Here is a 17939-nt window from a genome sequence, read left to right as displayed (position 1 = left end):
TATTGACTCTTATCATTTTTTAAATTAATACTTTATCTTTATGCAACGCTTGTTCTTTAATAAATTTTACCTTGATTTGTTCTATGGGCATGGATTGTCCATTGCTCATTAGACTAACACTGCAAGTTGGAGAACTAGCCTTTGTAAAGGTATGATGCGAAATCCAATTTTCACCACCTATAACGTAGCTATTAAAATACTTAGAATCACGTTCATTAACCTCTCCGTAAACTATTCGATTCCTTAACGATCCAATTAGCATAGCAGTGTAATGTTCACCATAAATATTAATTAGTTGCGTAATGCTTCTTAATGTAACGGTTACGATAGCTTTAACTTTACGAGACTGGAATGTCAATTCAGAAAAAGTATCTCCTAATATCTCAGGCATTTCATTCACAATAATGTGATGAAAAGAAGTAGCACTCCTTGGATCTCTTCTGAAAATTGCATGTTGTAAATTCATTAAAATTACATTACCTAGTGCATTAGAGAAACCCATGAGTTCTTCTTTATTCGTATTAAGGAGTAATATTCCTCCCGCTTCAAGGTGTTCATCAAAATCAAAGGAACTGTTACCGAATAAAACTCGACGCATATGTTTATTTGATCCGATAGTATTTAGAGAATTACGGATCCCTATAACATATTCTGCTTTTAGGTCATAATACTCAATTTCATCAGTAGTTGAACCTTCTTGAGAAATTCCGGTTTTTAATACAAGATTTTCATCAAACCATTGGTCTAATTGTTTAATAATAAGCCAATGTTGTCGCTGCTCTTCGTTATCTAAAAATTCATAATCAGCAGGTACAGCAATTTCTTTTAAATCCTCATGCATTTTCCGCACTGATTTAGGGTGATTATACATATCTAGTAACATATCAAACGTTACTTCTTTCTCAGGATTATGAAGTTTCAGCAAATATATGTAATACTTCAAATGCATTTTTTGAATTTCTAATGCAAAATCTTCACCTTTTTCTATACATCCCTCAATTAGTTTTGAGATACTCTCGTATACATGTTCAGCTGGTCCCTTCATAGGATTAATAGAAGCCGTTTTTGGGTCTAGCGGATTAATATACGTAATTTTTTCTTCCGGTATACCATGAGCATGTACCAACTTAAGAGCAGTTCCACATATCTCATTTGAAGACTCAATGATACTAACACCATTAAGACAGTTTTTTAAATCCTGTTCATTAGTATTGTTATTATCATTCTCATCAATTGTAGAGAGATCATTGACATACCTTTTTATCCATTGAAAATCCTGATTAATTATAGGTAAAGTTAAAGCGGCAGCTTTTCCGGTTCCAATACTACCTAAAATAATCGAATTTAAAGCACGGTCTCTGCCTGGTATCTTTATAGAATCACCTGTTTTAGTACTTAATCCTAATTCCACATCAGGCCATAACAACATCATAAAACCTCCTATTGCTTTAGTATCTAATATTTACTCTCACACTCAGTTTGTTTGTTATATCTACCAGTTCATCATTTACAACAACCAAAAAACCCCACAACATAGCCTAAAGATTTACACGCGAAATAAATCTTTAAAACTAGTTGTGGGGTTCTCCCATTATATATATCTATTCATTTGTCGTTGATTGTAAGATGAACTAGGTAAATATAATCAAATTGTAACTTATTCACTTCTTCCAATCAAGTAAATTTAAACTTTATCCTCCTCATCATTTAAAAATGTATATAACTCACCTATTAAATCATCACCTTTTTTGTCCATTTGACTTTTTTCAGCTGCTACTTTCTTAGTATTTTTTTCAAATTCATCTACGCTAGGTTGCTCCCTATAAGATATCTGACTCATAGGTGTTTTTAGTTGCGCTTGCCAATCATCTAAATCCTCTTGCTTGTTGTTTTCTTTAATCGGTTCTGGTTGTGACTCATCCTTAACTATACTTTGTTTATCAAGTAATAAATCTTCCTCAAATGACTCTTTCAATTCAGTTTGATTTTCTTCTGGATTTTTTTTAGATTCAGATATCATAGGTGTTTCTTTTACCACCTCTATTTCTGCCTCTACGGCTACCGCTTCTTCTACTGAAACAGCAACTTCTTCTGCAACGTTTGCATTAGACTTAGCGGTTCTTAATCTGGAAGGTTTAGGTGGTGAAAAAATGATATCATCTTTAGGCAAATCTACATGACGTTGTGAAACTACTTCTTCAACTTGCTTCTCATCAATTGTTTCCTCCCTTGCCTTACTAGCGGATGAAAGCTTATCATCATTTTCAGAAATAAGAATTTCATCCTCATCTATTTCTATTCCTTCACTAACCATTTCCTCTATTGGTTTTCCTTCTAAGAACAATCGACGATCTTCTAGCCATATCTCAGCTGCTTCAGCATCAACTTTCACATTTGCATTCTTAAATTCTTCATCAGGTACGAAATTAGCTTTTATTTGTTGAACTGGCATCGGCTTGTTATTTACTACAATCTTAACACTACATTGGAATGCATCTTGATAAATAACATCACTTGTAGTCATCATTACATCTTTTTTCTTGCTATACGATGACCCACTCCGCGTCATAGGATTATCTTGAAGCGGTGAAACAGATTGTTCTGTGGTGCTTTCTTCATATACAAACTTCTCACCAAATACTTTACTAAAATACTCACTATCAAATGCAGGTAAATCACCATATACCATACGATTTCTTAGCGTACCAATCAATGTATCCATGTAATATTCACCATAACGATCAGCAAGTTGAGTAATCGTTTGTAAGATAATTGTAACGATAACCTTATATTTACGAGATTGTGCCGGAAACTCACGAAATGGTTGATATAAGTAGTCTGGAGCTTCATCGACCATAATATGATGAAAAGTTGAAACGTTAGGTGGTCTCCGGAATACTGCGTTTTGTAAACTTAGCAAAACAATTTTCCCTAGTACATTCGCTAAACCAGATAACTCCCCCTTACTTGAATTACAAAGAAGGATTCCACCGGATTCTAAATGCTGATCAAAATCAAAATCACTCTTACCGAACAAAACACGACGTATTAACTTATTGGCACCAATGTCATTTAAAACGTTACGAAGACCTTGGACAAACTCAGCTTTAGCATCATAGTATTCAGTCTCTCCTCGATACGGGCCTGTAACAACCTTTATAGGTATCTCTCCCTGTGGTGTACGCATCGTTTTAGGAACAAGGTTTAGATCAAACCACTCATCAATTTGTTTTACAATTTGCCAATGATTTCTTTCATCCCTATCCGCTATAAGGTCATAATCTGCAGGGAAAGTTTTTTTTAACTTCTCATGCATTTTACGAACCAGCTGTGAATTGTTGTACATATCTAACAACATATCAAAAGTTACTTCTTTTTCTGGATCATGCAATTTCAACAGATAGATATAATGCTTTAAATGCGTTCTTTGCGATTGCTGGAAGAATTCATTTGTTTCTCCGCTCTCATTTAAACCTTCAATGACTAAGGTGAAGGTTTCTGCAACTTTGTCTACAGGTCCCTTCATTGGATTAATGGAAGGTGTGTTAGGATCGAGCGGGTTTATATAAGTGATACTTCTTTCCGGAATCCCATGTGCTTTTACTAGTTTCAAAGCCTTTTGACATAAATCATTAGAGGGTTCAATAATACTTATTCCATTCAAGTACATCCCTTTTACATCTTCCGTATTATAATTTTCCTTTTGTGAGATAGAAGGATAATCATTTATAAATTTAGTCATCCAATGTAAGTCTTGATTGATCATAGGTAATCCAAGCGCAGCAGTTTTACCAGTACCAATACTTCCGATAATAATAGAATTCAAGGTTCTGTCTCGTCCTGGAATAGTCACCATTTCCCCTGATTCTGAACTTGGACCTAACTCAACGTCTGGCCATATATCAGTCTTTTCAAATTTCGAGAATCTCTGTATCCATTTTCCTTTAACTTCAAAGTTCCTAAAGGCTTCAACCAAGTCCTCTTGGTTTTTAGTAAAAAGACCTCCTAAATAAAGAAACAACATAAACATTGCTAATAGCGGTAACGCCATCAACAATAAGAAAAACTGATCTGTATTATGAATTAATACATCTTGGAAGGCCTTGTTCTCCAAGTTAATCATATCTGCCCTGATTGAGAAATATGGGACTAACTTATTGTAAGTAACTGCTGTTATTATCCATGCATAGTGAAAAATGATACCACAGAGCATAATCAAGAACTGAATTACTCTCCACTTCATTGTTTTATACAATTTAATTCTTGTAGAAAGTAACCAGGTAGCAATAAAAGTGATGACTAGAAAAGCAAACCCAATCAATGAAGGATGGAGCGGGTCACCAAAAATTATATAGCTAACTATCTCCCCGGAACTTTGAGCTTTAAATAGTAAAATTTCATTAAACAACGCCCGTATCATTTGATACAACGAATGGATGAAAAGGAAAGTTGCTACAATAACAGGGAGTTTTGCCTTCCAATTAACGTCCTTTATCATAAGTAGTTCCCTCCATTCGATAAGGTGATATTGTTTTATGAAATTGTGGCTCATCTTCTAAAGAAGATCCTAAAGTCTGACTATCGATAAACAAAGTTTCTGCAAACTCTGCACCTAAAATGTCAGACTCAAAAGATGTCAGACTGTCATACAAGACAATAATACGATTCACTTTCTCGTTAAAAGAATTAAAGTGAAAGGCTGACTTATGTAGAAAGTCTAATCTGTCTAATGATTGAACATTCCCCTCTTCTAACACAACGAACATAACGTAATCAGTAAATGTCCCCTTTTGATTACTTAATTTATATATCCCATCTGCATAATATTGAAAAGGTATAGATTGATTATAAAAATCAGCTTGATTGACTTCAGATAAATTATATTCAAATTTTTCGTTGTACTCACTTAAAAGTGATACACATGCTTCGACTTCCAAGGAGCGTCTATCTAATAACAATGGCGCTTCGTTTATTACTAACTTTTGAGCAGTTTCATAAGCTCTAGATAACGGAACAACAAAGACATCTAAATTAACAGATTGAATACCTTTTGTATTAACTAAGTTTTGCTTCATATTACCTACCCTCCTTAATCGATCTGTATAAGAAAAGCGGGAAGGAAAGGAATCGTCTAACACAACGAACAATACAATTATTCTTTCTGTCGGACGTAATTCAGCTAGATGAATATACCTTTTTACCTTGTCTTGTATAACATCTAGATTTTCAGAACCGGTATCCAATTCAATGTTTAGTAACATATCGTCCTTTTTTAGAATCCAATCAGGCACTACTACTTTAGTATCCTCATTATCATCATCTGCATCTACATATAAATACTCATATGGAGCTAGCGAATCTACCCTCTCCTTTCCTCTCTCCTTTAGAGAAACCAATGTATTGATTACTACTTCTTGGGTAGCTAAATAATGATCTATATTTTTAACACCAGAAATTTTATAAGGCTCATACACCTTTTCGCCAGATTTGATAAATCCAGTATCTTTGAGTATTTCTATTGCTTTGCTGCCAATTCGAAAGTAGTAATAATAAAACCCATTCTGACCTAGACTATATTCATGAGAGACTAATAAGTCATACTTTGCAAATTTCCTAAGTCTTCTGCTAAAACTGTTGTAGTGAATTACTTTATCTCCACCAATCAGCCTGTACATTTGAACAGTAGTTAACAGCCGATGTTTATAAACTTGATACAATAAATCCAGTTCATATTCCTTGAAGATAATCCCCTGCCTGTTTACACCTGTTGCAATACCTTTCATAAACAACCTCCTATCTGTAAAGTTACAAAATCAACAAAAAACCCCACATCAAGAGAAAGGATATAAAAATCCTTTTTCAAAATGTGGGGTACGCCCATTTATTAATATTGATTTGTATTCAATATTATAGCATGTAAATAAGAAAAATGAAGGAATTAAGGAAAAGATTTTTTTACATTAAGCTGAATAAAAATACAAGTTATAAAGTTGATTTTACAAGATTCAAAAGTTAATATTCGAGAAAAATATTGGGTGCAAATAGAACAGGTTTTCAAAAACATATTTGTAGTTAAAAAACAGTCGAAAAAGAGTATCCAAAACAGAAAATAGTCTGGATTCTATGCAGTTCGAAATGTCAGTTATAATAAGGGTTTTAAGATGATTATGTATGTTTATCCTTAAACACCCCCAAATTAACATATCTAAGTATGTTTACTTGGGGGTGTTTACTTGACTATGTTTATTTCATCTATCTGAACCCTAACGTTATGCTTAATTAGTCTCAAGCATTATGAATAAAATTAATAATTTTCATTCACCTCAACCATGCTGTCAGACTTCAAATCACCTCCTCCCTTCCTTAAATTAGAATGGAATTCTATCACTCTGGAAATCTGTCACATAGATAATTCATATCATTTGAAAAACATTAAAGGCAAGTAGGCGAATTGAGAATGATTAATGCAATTAATCTAGCACATATGAGAAAAGACCCCTCTTTTTACAGTCCATAAATCCCCTCTTTACCTGATCAATCACCATTTATAATCATTGAACTGATATCACTTATTGAACTATAGATAATTAATAAACCAAATATACAGAGTCTATATATAGAGTCGGAATAACTTAGACGTTAATAAATTTAGGTAAAGATCAATACTGATATAGCTTTATATATAGACTCTATATATAGAATACCTCTAATCATTTGATAAAAACTTACTATAAAAATCTATTGTCTACTTATATAATTAATACAATTTTGGTAATAAAAATTAAATTCTACTGGATTTTTTATTTTTTTCGTCATAGTATAGATCATTAATTTATATAGACTCTATATATAGAAACTATATAAAGACTCGTTATATAAAACCAGTAAATAAAGGGCTTTAATAGAAACGTTTATATAATTTTTTATAATCATCGATAGATAAAGAGTCTTGTATTAGATTCTGATATGAGGTAATATATAGTAAATGAAGAAAAGGGAGGTAATACTATTTGATCAATGAATTGCATATTAAGTACAAGGATGTAAAACTTCCTCCTGAGCTCGTTAAGATGTTCGCTGATATTATTGAAGCTGATGAGGTTACAAAAAAAATATGCTTCCACATAGGTAAAACTGAAAGAAATCAAAGAACAGAAGAATCGAATATAAGAGGCATAACAATTACAGATATCGTTGATAATGTTATGGTTGATAGAAAGACTAAAGTCGGCAAAGGACGTACTTTCACTTATGAAGAAAATAAGACAAATATACATAGAAAAACAGCAGAAAGACATGTTGATAAACTTCTAGATATGTCTTTATTATTCTATAAGCCTATAAAACCTTATAAATTTCTTTTTTTGACAATTAGAGGTTGGCAAGTAGTACAAGAACTATTGAATCGAAGACAAAACGAAGAGAAACATCAACATAGATAATTAACAATAATAATCAATAACAATAAATCATAATAAATAAGGAGCGATATTGAATGTTATTTACAAATAACCCCCCTGCAATAAATATGACAATGGTTGGTTTCGGTCAAGCTGGAACAAGAATGGCAGACTCATTTGCAGCACTTAAAAAAGCTGATGGAACACCAGTTTATAATTGCCTTGCTCTTAACAGCAATGATGGAGATTTAGAAGGATTACGCTATATCTCAAAAAGTAATAGAGTATCACTGAATTTAGGAGGCTTAGGAAAAAACCCTGAAAAAGCACTTAGAGTAATTGAAGAAAATGAAGAAGCTAAGGAAAAATTAAAACAATTTATTACCGATAGAGTTAGACCAAGTGACGATCTTGTATTATTCTTCGCGGGGCTTGGTGGTGGTACAGGTACTTCTACCATTATTAAAGCAATTGAAGAGTTTAATGATTTCCATAACAAACCTATTATCAAACAAGAATTAGTTAAGATCCAAAAAGATACATCACCAGCTGATTTCAAAGCAAACATCAAGAAATACATGGCACAAGCAGTTAAAAATGCTAGTGAAAACACAGTGAAAATAGGTATAGTTGTAACTCTACCTGTACGAGACGATGGTCCAGATGTATTGCGACAAGTAAATCAGTTCACACAAAGAATCTGGAAAGTTTCAAAAGATAAGTCAAAAGGAATTGCATTTGTCATATTCGCTGATAACCAACAATTTTCTGATGACTTCGAAACATTACCAAGTAATGAACGTGAAGGTCTTCGTGTTGATAACTATAGAGATTATGCAAATAGACAAATTAGAGATGTTATACATGAGATGAACACTGCAACTAATGGTGGTGGTACCTCCATAACATTCGATAGCCAGGACTTTAAAAGATTAGTTTTAGAGCATACCGGATGTCTTGTTATGAATAAAATTACTAGGGATATTAAAGAGATTAATAACGAATACGATATGGAATCCATGTTTAAGGAATCAATAAAAGGTAGCATTCTTCACCAACCTGTAGAACTAACGGAAAAACAAGATGATGGAACATATGTTGCATCAAAAGTACACCATGTTGGATTACTTGCTGTTATAGCACCTGACAAGAAAATCCCAAGTTCATTTATGGATATTTCTAAAAAGACAATTACAGAAGAATTACCTATAAACGGAACGGTGTTCAATGGTTATCTTGTAGAGAATAATAATAGAAAAGGCATTGTTTATACTGTTTTTAAAACTGAAGCTCTACCAAACAGATTAGCAAAGGGCTTAGTTGAGGAATATAACGAATTTTTGGAGAAACAAAGAAAGTTCGTTTATAAAAATTCCTCTATAGCTTCGATTGCAGCTACTTCAGAGGACGATGATTTCGACATGGATCTCGACCTAAGTGAATTCGGTATAGATCTAGGGGATGAAATCAAAGAAGAAAATAAACCTAAAGATGAGAATTTTGATGTTGATATCGATTCATTAAACTTTGATGGATTAGAAGATGAATAATCAAACATACCTAGACTATAAGTTGTTACCTTAATAATGAAAGTTAACATATAACAGAATAAGTGATAGCAATAACTATAAACTCAGAAAAAGCCTTTGGATTAATCCAAGGCTTTTTCTATAGGCTGTGCTCCTATTGATTAGATACCACTTTATATAACCTATAACCTTTATCTCCGATATTAAGAAAAGAAAAAGCTCATCATTTATATCTAAAAATCCACCTACTTATAACTTTTTTTGTTCATAACTGGTTTTATAATCAAGCTGTTAAAAAACGTTTCAATCTAAAAATAACCTTCATAATCTTTTCTGTATCTATAAAAGGACCTATTATCTAATCAAGGAAAATCTATTGGATAACCGGATAACCTGCAGCATCATTTGCACAATTGAAATTAGCAATCCTATGTTGGGATCACCCATTCTCCAAAACCTAGCACCGAAATGGTGACTAGTATTAAATTTCTCTAGTACCTAATTCAATAAATACATGATATTTCTAGATGATTAACTTTACAAGTTTTATGAGAATCTATGCAATAATAATTCGTGTCAATCTGGTCTGTCTTATATCATTTACTAAGACAAAATTTCAATTATAACTTTTTTAGTTGCGCCTGACATTTACTTTATCTATACAGCATAAGCGATCCTAACATCCAATTAGTATGAATTTCTAAAATAACTCTCTTTAATAAACCTTACCTAAACTTCTGATAAACCATACTATAACACTCATTGGTTTTGTACTTTTTAGGATAGCATTAACTATGTTTTATAAAACATTCAATATAATAGAGTTTAATCAAAATGTTTATCGTTATAATAACCAATATTTCCAGTATATGAAGAATCAATGATTATCACTTTTTCTCCTTTTATAAAGTTTTTCCAATCAAAAGAATGATTTGAACTGATTGATCACTCAATTTCCAATCAGTTTAAATATCTATAAATATTTATTATACTTAACAATCATTATTTATAAATTATAAATCAATATAACTATGTATAAATCCAAATCATTATAAATATCACTTTTATAAATCACTTTATATCATAATAGATCAATAGTGATAGTTATAAACGTCAATCATTATGAATCAATTTGATATCTGTAAAGATAAATCTTTTCCAATCATTATAAATAAGTGAAAACTCTTGAATTCGCAAGTTTTCTAGCTAATAATATAAAGATGGATATGCACTTTCGGGAAAGAGGTGAGGTCTAATATGAATAATCAAGATGATAATGTGATAGTAGCTAGTGATTTTAACGTGATTGATAGTGATTTTAACGTAGAAGAACTATCACTAGAGGAAGAAATTAAACACATTTTCAGAAATGATCCGTTATATCAAGTTATTGAGGAAGAGGGATTAGAAGATAAATTAATTCCTATAACCTTACTCTCTGAAATGAACAGAAAAAACCAATACACTATTTCAGAGGCTGCTGAAAGATTAAATAAGAAGGATTACCAAATTAGGAATATAATTCAAAGGAATGGTCTAGAGGAATATGTTCAGATTACTCAAGCTGGTAAACTATATCGTTTAGATTATAGAGGAATATATAGATTGTACTTAATATTCCTATTGCAAGATCAGCTCAATAAAAGGCCAGTGGATATTGCAAGTTTAGTGGGGGTTATGCCTGAAACAGGACGAGAAGATCTTTCTAAGGATAGACCTAATAATAGAAAAGGTATTGCTACAAACTCACAAACCACTCCGAAAGTATCGGAGCAACTTAATGGCATTGAAAAGCATATTGAAGGTATGGAAAATCAAATGTTGAGCATGTTTTTATACATGCAAATGACAAGAGAATATGACTACCGAAGAAAAGTATATGAGAATGCAGTAAGTAAAGTGGACTCCTGGGAAAAGGAAATGAATAATATTAACCACTTAATCGAGTTAAATGAATCATTATTACAAATTTCTAAAGAAGAGAAAAAAGAAATTCAAGATTTATTGCAGAATGTTAGCGATGTTGTTGGTAACGTTAATCAGACATTTGATGAAGTAGCTAAATCACAATTAGATCTATACAAACGTGTTCAAGAAGAAGGCCGAGAAAATATTGGATTCTTAGCAAAAATATTTGGAAAGAAAAAACCATCTACAGAAGAACTGAATATCAAGTATAAAGCTATTAGTGTTAATGCTATAGAACCAAAAAATGAATTAGCAATAAAAAGAGAAGAATTAGATAAACTTAAGGAAGAAAGAGAAAAACTTGAAAAACAAAAAGAGATAGTTCATAAGCAAAAAGGAAAATCGAAGGCTGATCTTGAGGAATTCAAACACAAAATGGACCAAGAAAAAACTAGATTGATTAACGAAACTCAAAATCAATCAATTAGACTGCTTTTAGAGCAGGACAGTTTAACACGAGAATTTAATATTAAAGATGATGAATAAAACGATTGCAAAAAGTGTAAAGTTTATTGTATAATGAAATAAATACAAGAGAGGTGATTGTAATGTTTAATTTATTGAAAGAGCATACAATGAAAAAAATTGATAATGCAGCTGTTGTTTTAGCAGTTATAGGTTTAATAAATGCCGTTGCTATCACTGTTCTCTCATATCTTTAATTTACCAATCAAGATTTATCATCATCAATAAATTACTTTGACGCTAGTAGACTAGCGTTTTTTTATTTTTTATTTATTTCTATAAACGAAAAATAAGAAACCCCCACGTCAATGACGCAGGGGTTTCTCTTGGGTTTTAGGATATTTTATAGCGTTAAAATATTCTTATTTAATTTGTAATTTAAATATATCACATGAAACTGTTGAATTCAACAATTATTAATAGATATTTATATATAAAATCCTTGATCATTAAGTGAATTTAAGAAGAGTTAGAAGATATCAGAGACATTTGCATACTCGCACCTAAACTATTTTGGCGAAATTTATCAAAATTAGTATTGCTAATTTTAAATTTACTGTGATAACATTGTAAGTGGGTCAGGGATATCTAAAGGTGACATATCGCTATATTTGTAGCTATGAGTCTATCTTTAAGGTGTTTTTTTGTTATACCTTAAGGAAAGATCGGAGCATACTTTTAAAATGTAGTTATACGTGACTTTTAGATAGCGTATTTTTTATACACTTTTTTAAGTCCTAATAATATCCAAGTGAGGGAAGTAAAGAAACATCTTCCGTAAATTGGTAAACAATAATAATAAAAGAATACAATAATTTTATAAAAAAACACAAAAAAAAGTTCCCCCGATCAAAGATCTGGAAGGAACACCCCAAAAACAAAACGTTTTATATTCAACTCCTATTCTAGCATATATAAATAAAAAAACAAGCTTGAAATAGGAAACTTAGAGAAAAAAAGAGAGATAAAAATAAGAGATAAACGGTAAGCTGTGTGAAAAGTTCTAGGGGTGTCTTTCCAGTGTGTATCGGAAGCATTTCTTTGTTGAATTTTCGCAACTCTTTAACCGTTTTTTTTGTTGCCTTTTTTCTGCAAATTAATTGCAAAAATGTAGAGTTTGTTTGAAAATACCTCTTACAGACTGTCTTTTTATTCGGGGGAAAATTTGGGTTACTGTGTACCCAAATAAATTCTCTAATAGAAAAGAGGTTAGTAAGGCGAATGGTACAGAATTTAAGTTCGTTCAGTCAAGAAGAAAATCAATTTGATCCATTGAAAATCACTGGATTTGTAGTTTCATCGGATTTTATATCTGCTTTATTTGATATTGAAAAAAACTACCACAAAGATATGAGATTTTCATTACTAAAAAATGAAACTCACCCTCGCAAACTTCATCACGTCTTAAAGAGTGATTTAATTACTACGCTCTCTTTACATTTAACATGTAATACTGTTGGTATTATTCGTGAAATAACATTACATCGTTTATATGTGGAAAGAGTATCAAAAATATCCTCATTATCTTTTCAAGAATTCTTATATTCTATTGAAAAATTAAAGCTTAATGATTTAATTACTATTACTGAAAATCCTTATACAAAAAGGATTAATATTGCAATTAACTATTTTATTAATACGAGAAAATCTGACGAAAAACCGATTCCTCATAGATATATTACGGTTAATCCTACAATTATTTTCTCAGATGAATTTCAAAAGCTTTCTATCTCTCATTGGAAGGTGTATTTTGGCCTGATTTGGAGAGCTGGTAGTAATAAAAATTATAAGCATTCTGTATATTTCGATAGAAATGTAGACCTTGAGAAAAGTTTACATATGGCTGGACTTAAGCAGTTTCTTTTAAAACAACAAAATTCAGATGTCCGGAGAGTAATTCAAGATTTAACAACAATAAGTATTGGTGCGCATGGACCGTTGTTAAAACATACTGGGAATGCTCCTTTAATTCAATCTAAATTTAATCGATTCCATAAAGCTAATTACATGTTGAATCCTAAATACCATTTACATAAGCTCGCGAAAGAAAAGGTTCGTCATCCTCTTGAAGTAAAAGAAACTTACCCTCGTCAAGCTAGAGCAATAGAGGAAGAAATGATTAAAGAGGGTATTGGAGAACTGGCAAGTACTGAGTTAAAAGGTAAATACAATGGCAGCTTATTCCGTAACCTTGTTTACATTCTAAAAGATCAGTCTAGAAAAATGATTAATCATGCCGTTTTCCAGTTGAAAAGAGAATGGGAAGAAACAGGGAAATTACCCTATGATCTTGAATCATTTGTTCAAAAGTCTATTCGATATACAAGAGAAGCGCTATATACAAAAATCATGCGACAGGAAGGTCTATATGATTATTTAATTTATGGGTACAAAAAGGGTGCTCAAAGAGATCAGAGGATCTATGATTTTCTTAATAAAATGAGTAAATATAGCGTACGTGAATTTAGAATTATGTGTAAAGAAGGGGCTGAGGTTCTTGATCGTTTCTTTACAGAAAAGGGTCTAGGCTCCGGATACAGGTATTGTGAAGATATTAACTATATACCAGGTATTCAACTAGTTCGTGAGGAAGCATCTAGGTTAAAAGTAGATATTGACGCATATGAAGAATTTGAAGAGAAAATACATGGAATTGTTGAGAAAATTGAAAACCCATTGGAGTATTCAGCTGTTAGCAGAATGATGCATAGTAAACTGGAAGACCTACCGAAAGCAAAGCAAATAAAACCAGCAACACATTACGGATTTAGATTAGAGGATTTTCTGGTTAACCAGTATAAGAACCTGAAATTTCGAATTAGAAATGCATGGAATCCAACGAACCATACACTAATCAAATCCGAGTCTCCTAGATTGGATATTTTTTAAAAACCTATGGAATTAGGCTTATTTCTCATACCCTTTTATAGGTTAATGAAATGCAATGGATTTCTTTTGGAAATTTCACCTATAAAAGGAATTCTTATTTTGTCTGAACTCATAAAAATATAGAAATTTACTGTTATTAGGCAATATATTGTTTACTTGTTAATATTTTAAGAAAAAATAAAGCAATCCTTATTCATAAAAATATAGAATTATAATTGTTAAGACTGTGTGTTATGTGAGAATTGTTTATTTAATGTGGGTATATTAGAACTAAATGTGAGTAATTTGTGTATAAATCTACTCTTTCACCGCTTATTCGAGTATTGTATTTGTTGGATATATTTGGATTAAATTTATATTGGATTTACATTTTTCTTTCAAATGTAGTTCTATATTTGAAAGAAAGCCGTAAATTATATGCTATAATTTTATGAGAAGAGGGTAAATATCCCTTGATAATAAAGGCTTAGAGATTTTCTATAAGACATATACTTTTCTAATAGTTTTTATCTTTAGTAGTTGTACCTTACATATAAATAAATTAAATTTTAAAAAATAAGGTGATATAAATGCCTATCCATTTTGATAAATACCTTAAAGAAAATAATTACACAGAAGAGACGATTGAATCATACATTAAAACACTATATATGTTTGATTCATATCTAAAGGAAAAGTACAAAAGAAATATAGAAGCATATGAAATTAGCCCTAGTGATATAAAAGGTTTTCTACGGTCAAAACAAGAAAAAGGGAATAGTATCCATACTATTAACAAGCATCTTGGAATACTAAAAAAATACTTTGATTATTTGTGGCAAAAGGATATTGTTAAAATAGATCCAGCTGTTAAAATCAAAAGAGTAAAATTAGAAAAAACTTTACCGAGAGAATATGGCTATGAAATGTTATTAGATATAAAACCTAAAGTGATTAATAACCCTTCTTATAAAATTTTAACTAAAGTCATTTTTATATTAGCTTTAAAAGGTTTTAGAGTATCCGAGTACCATTTTAAGAAAACAGATGTAAGCGATCTAGGTAATAAGTTTATAATTGAAACAAAGCGAAAATCTTCGGATTTGATAAGAAAGATCGAATTAGAGGGAATAGAAGCAGAGCTTTTTGCTGCTCACTATATAGACTCACAGTTTGTACCATCAGAATATATATTTACTACCAAAAGCCATGATACGGGCAAATTCGGTCCCATTACTTCTGAAATGTTATCTAATAATTTATGTATAATAAGAGATGACTATGATTTACCTAAACCACTTCCACTTAGTGAGTTTAGAATGCTTTATACTAATTACTTGCGAACAAACAAAGGTTATTCAGTAGATGCACTCGCCGATGAATTAGGAATTGAAAAAACTTGGGCTGGGGAACTCGTAAAAGAAGTAATTGAAAGATACCAAGCTCAATAGTATAATTGTCATTAATTGAATTGAATAAAATTATAAATGGGAAATACCCAAAAATAGTAATAATAGACAGGTGAAGTATGTCTATCTATTTACTTATTTTTGGGTATTTTTTATGTTAGGGGGGATTATATGAGATCGAGCTATTTTATTAAGTCTACTACAACAACGAATAATGCTTTAAGACTGTTGGTTAGAGCTTCATTACTTGGCACAGGAGATTTGTATCTAAAGGATCAAGATAGATATTTATTTTTTCAATTCGACAGGAGTAAATACACATTTTTGAATAATTATATCCTTTCATATGGTCTGCAAGAGTTTGTGAAAATAGATTATTTAAAACAGCAAGCCTCTATTTTATTGAAAGACAGTGATATTTATCAAGAAGTGTCATCATGGCACAAGGGAGATAAGAAGGTATTCACTCCTTCGAATCATTCCGTCTCTTATGATGAAATTATGTTATTTATAGTTATCTTTGGAAAAAGAGCTTTAGAGTCTGTAACGGTAGATACAAGCTTAGATAAAGATTCTCTCCGGTCATTTGCTTATGTCCTAGAAAAAACTCTAAAACAATCTGTAATAGCAGGAAAGATGAAGCTTAAAATTCATGACATAGTTAAATTGTTTATGAATGGATTAAAAAATTTAGGTATGCTGGAATGTACAGAGCTAGCCAATTACTTAAATGACCATGATAAACGTGTGATAACAAGTGGGGTGAACAACTATGCGCAAAGCTATTAAGAATGTAATTGGAATTTCATTCGGTACTACCTTACTGTTAGCAGGTTGTAGTAATGATGGATTTGCCAATTCAGCTAAAGAGCAGATAAAAGAAAATGAAAAAATAGCAAATGAACAAAAAGAAACTGAGAAAAAAGAAAAGGAAAAAGCTGCTGAGATATATGTAGAAATGGAAAAGCCCCTTAATGAAGTTATTAATGATAATGAGTTAGATAAGAAAAATGAACAAAAAACAGATCAAGTTGTGATTAAAGATAGATATTCAGATGCTAATGAATTTGCTTTAAGGTTAAGTAAAGAAATATTTGAATTTAACACAGGTAAATCTGATCCAGAGGTATACTATCAATTTTTAAATAAATTCGGGTCAGAATCATTTAAAAAAGAATGGATTCCCACTGAAGAAGAGGGAGTATTATTTCTACAAAATATACAAGAAGTTCTTAAAGGGCAAGATATATATTCAATTAGTTATCAAGTTACCGATGTTGAGTTGAATTCCGCTAAAAGTGAAGGGTACTTTTATCGGAAAGAAACATTAAATACTGAAGATGAAGCCTATTACATTACTACGATTATAAAAGAAAATGGGAGTTGGATGTATCAAGATGATAGCCCTTCTCCACCATTCGAAGAAGTAGGAGGAAATGATGATGCAGCAACAAATAGAGAAGAATGAGGAACAAGTAAAAATCACAAATACTAAACTAACTCAATTATTTGAACAAGATCATGATTTTAAATCAGAGTTTTTAGGGGTATTTAATTTTTATAGTCAGAAATTCTATAGAATCATAAAAAAAGATGAAGAGAAAAAACAATTTGATGAATTATTTTTTGAGGCTTTAAAAAGTCAGTTTTTTAATGGTTATTTGTTAGCTAGAGAGATAATGGTTGATGAAAATTCCTCATTTCCTGACGAGTTTTTTACTCAACCTGTAGGTTTTTTAACAGATGAAGTTCCTAAGATTTTAAGAAATGCTTTAAAAGAAAATTTAGATAGTGTTATCAGAACAGAATTAACTCAAAAGTTTATCATGAGGTTATTGCAAAGGTTTGAGAATGTTTATGATCTTATTAAACAAACGATCTTTGATGTTACTTGTTTAGGGGCACGACAAGCATTTTTAGATATAAAAGAAGATAAAGATCTTAAAACCACTGTAGAACCTATAGACACATGGTTATCTAATGTAAATGATATTGAATTTTATACACCTCAACTATTTATTACCCCTGTAATAAAAAATGAATTAGCAGAGTCGTGGGAGCTGCATTGGTGGTCTTCTCTTAATAACAATATTAAAGCTGGAGATATTACAATCCTAAAGGTTCAAAGTGCAGAAAAGGATTCTTATATACTTAATATTTTTCTTCATCAATCAATATATGAGGCTGAAAGGCAGAAGATATCTGAATACATTATTGGAGCATTCTCAAATAGAAATAATATACCGCTTGAACTTATTTCACCTAATATTGCTGTGATAGAAGATTATTACTTTTTTTAA

Annotated in this window: 11 protein-coding genes; 8 read left to right on the top strand and 3 right to left on the bottom strand. The window is 31.1% G+C overall.

What is annotated here, in order from left to right; all coding sequences use genetic code 11:
* Nucleotides 1-19 precede the first annotated feature (19 nt).
* From HWV59_RS26530 to HWV59_RS26520, 3 genes are all read right to left on the bottom strand, one after another.
* Nucleotides 20-1429, bottom strand: coding sequence for a type IV secretion system DNA-binding domain-containing protein (locus HWV59_RS26530; RefSeq protein ID WP_102232718.1), 1410 nt, complete (start codon nt 1427-1429; stop codon nt 20-22).
* 255 nt (nt 1430-1684) lie between these two features.
* On the bottom strand, nt 1685-4498 hold the full coding sequence (locus HWV59_RS26525; RefSeq protein WP_175640780.1) for a type IV secretory system conjugative DNA transfer family protein: 2814 nt from the start codon (nt 4496-4498) through the stop codon (nt 1685-1687).
* Nucleotides 4482-5783: a replication-relaxation family protein gene (locus HWV59_RS26520; protein WP_102232716.1), complete on the bottom strand. Its 1302-nt coding sequence runs from the start codon at nt 5781-5783 to the stop codon at nt 4482-4484. Before HWV59_RS26520 ends, HWV59_RS26525 begins: the two co-directional genes overlap by 17 nt.
* A gap of 1227 nt (nt 5784-7010) precedes the next feature.
* On the opposite strand from HWV59_RS26520, the gene HWV59_RS26515 reads away from it, so the two are divergent.
* The 8 genes from HWV59_RS26515 (at nt 7011) to HWV59_RS26480 (ending at nt 17939) form a co-directional block, all read left to right on the top strand.
* Complete coding sequence (locus HWV59_RS26515; RefSeq protein ID WP_102232715.1) at nt 7011-7442, top strand: hypothetical protein; 432 nt, start codon at nt 7011-7013, stop codon at nt 7440-7442.
* A 53-nt stretch (nt 7443-7495) separates the two neighbouring features.
* Complete coding sequence (locus HWV59_RS26510; protein ID WP_102232714.1) at nt 7496-8950, top strand: FtsZ/tubulin family protein; 1455 nt, start codon at nt 7496-7498, stop codon at nt 8948-8950.
* Between the two features lie 1236 nt (nt 8951-10186).
* Nucleotides 10187-11383: a hypothetical protein gene (locus HWV59_RS26505; protein ID WP_102232713.1), complete on the top strand. Its 1197-nt coding sequence runs from the start codon at nt 10187-10189 to the stop codon at nt 11381-11383.
* A gap of 1200 nt (nt 11384-12583) precedes the next feature.
* Nucleotides 12584-14251 (top strand): hypothetical protein, encoded by a 1668-nt coding sequence (locus HWV59_RS26500; protein WP_102232712.1) that lies wholly within the window; start codon nt 12584-12586, stop codon nt 14249-14251.
* A gap of 569 nt (nt 14252-14820) precedes the next feature.
* Entirely contained in the window at nt 14821-15681 is an 861-nt protein-coding gene (locus HWV59_RS26495; protein WP_102232711.1) for a tyrosine-type recombinase/integrase, read from the top strand.
* Between the two features lie 129 nt (nt 15682-15810).
* Nucleotides 15811-16428, top strand: coding sequence for a hypothetical protein (locus tag HWV59_RS26490; RefSeq protein ID WP_102232710.1), 618 nt, complete (start codon nt 15811-15813; stop codon nt 16426-16428).
* Nucleotides 16412-17107 carry a hypothetical protein gene (locus tag HWV59_RS26485; protein ID WP_102232709.1) on the top strand — a complete coding sequence of 232 codons (696 nt, stop codon included), beginning with the start codon at nt 16412-16414 and terminating at the stop codon, nt 17105-17107. The genes HWV59_RS26490 and HWV59_RS26485 overlap by 17 nt, the downstream gene beginning before the upstream one ends.
* Nucleotides 17079-17939, top strand: a complete 861-nt coding sequence (locus tag HWV59_RS26480) for a hypothetical protein (RefSeq protein WP_175640779.1) — start codon at nt 17079-17081, stop codon at nt 17937-17939. Before HWV59_RS26485 ends, HWV59_RS26480 begins: the two co-directional genes overlap by 29 nt.

The sequence above is a fragment of the Metabacillus schmidteae genome, assembly GCF_903166545.1.
GTDB lineage: Bacteria > Bacillota > Bacilli > Bacillales > Bacillaceae > Metabacillus > Metabacillus schmidteae.
The sequence above is the reverse complement of the archived record's forward strand: the minus strand, read 5'-3'. Positions and strand labels throughout refer to the sequence as shown.

Excerpts from the sequence above, each read along its gene's own strand:
- HWV59_RS26530 (WP_102232718.1), bottom strand. The coding sequence starts at position 1,429 with ATGTTGTTATGGCCTGATGTGGAATTAGGATTAAGTACTAAAACAGGT.
- HWV59_RS26525 (WP_175640780.1), bottom strand. The coding sequence starts at position 4,498 with ATGATAAAGGACGTTAATTGGAAGGCAAAACTCCCTGTTATTGTAGCA.
- HWV59_RS26520 (WP_102232716.1), bottom strand. The coding sequence starts at position 5,783 with ATGAAAGGTATTGCAACAGGTGTAAACAGGCAGGGGATTATCTTCAAG.
- HWV59_RS26510 (WP_102232714.1), top strand. The coding sequence starts at position 7,496 with ATGTTATTTACAAATAACCCCCCTGCAATAAATATGACAATGGTTGGT.
- HWV59_RS26505 (WP_102232713.1), top strand. The coding sequence starts at position 10,187 with ATGAATAATCAAGATGATAATGTGATAGTAGCTAGTGATTTTAACGTG.
- HWV59_RS26500 (WP_102232712.1), top strand. The coding sequence starts at position 12,584 with ATGGTACAGAATTTAAGTTCGTTCAGTCAAGAAGAAAATCAATTTGAT.
- HWV59_RS26495 (WP_102232711.1), top strand. The coding sequence starts at position 14,821 with ATGCCTATCCATTTTGATAAATACCTTAAAGAAAATAATTACACAGAA.
- HWV59_RS26490 (WP_102232710.1), top strand. The coding sequence starts at position 15,811 with ATGAGATCGAGCTATTTTATTAAGTCTACTACAACAACGAATAATGCT.
- HWV59_RS26485 (WP_102232709.1), top strand. The coding sequence starts at position 16,412 with ATGCGCAAAGCTATTAAGAATGTAATTGGAATTTCATTCGGTACTACC.
- HWV59_RS26480 (WP_175640779.1), top strand. The coding sequence starts at position 17,079 with ATGATGCAGCAACAAATAGAGAAGAATGAGGAACAAGTAAAAATCACA.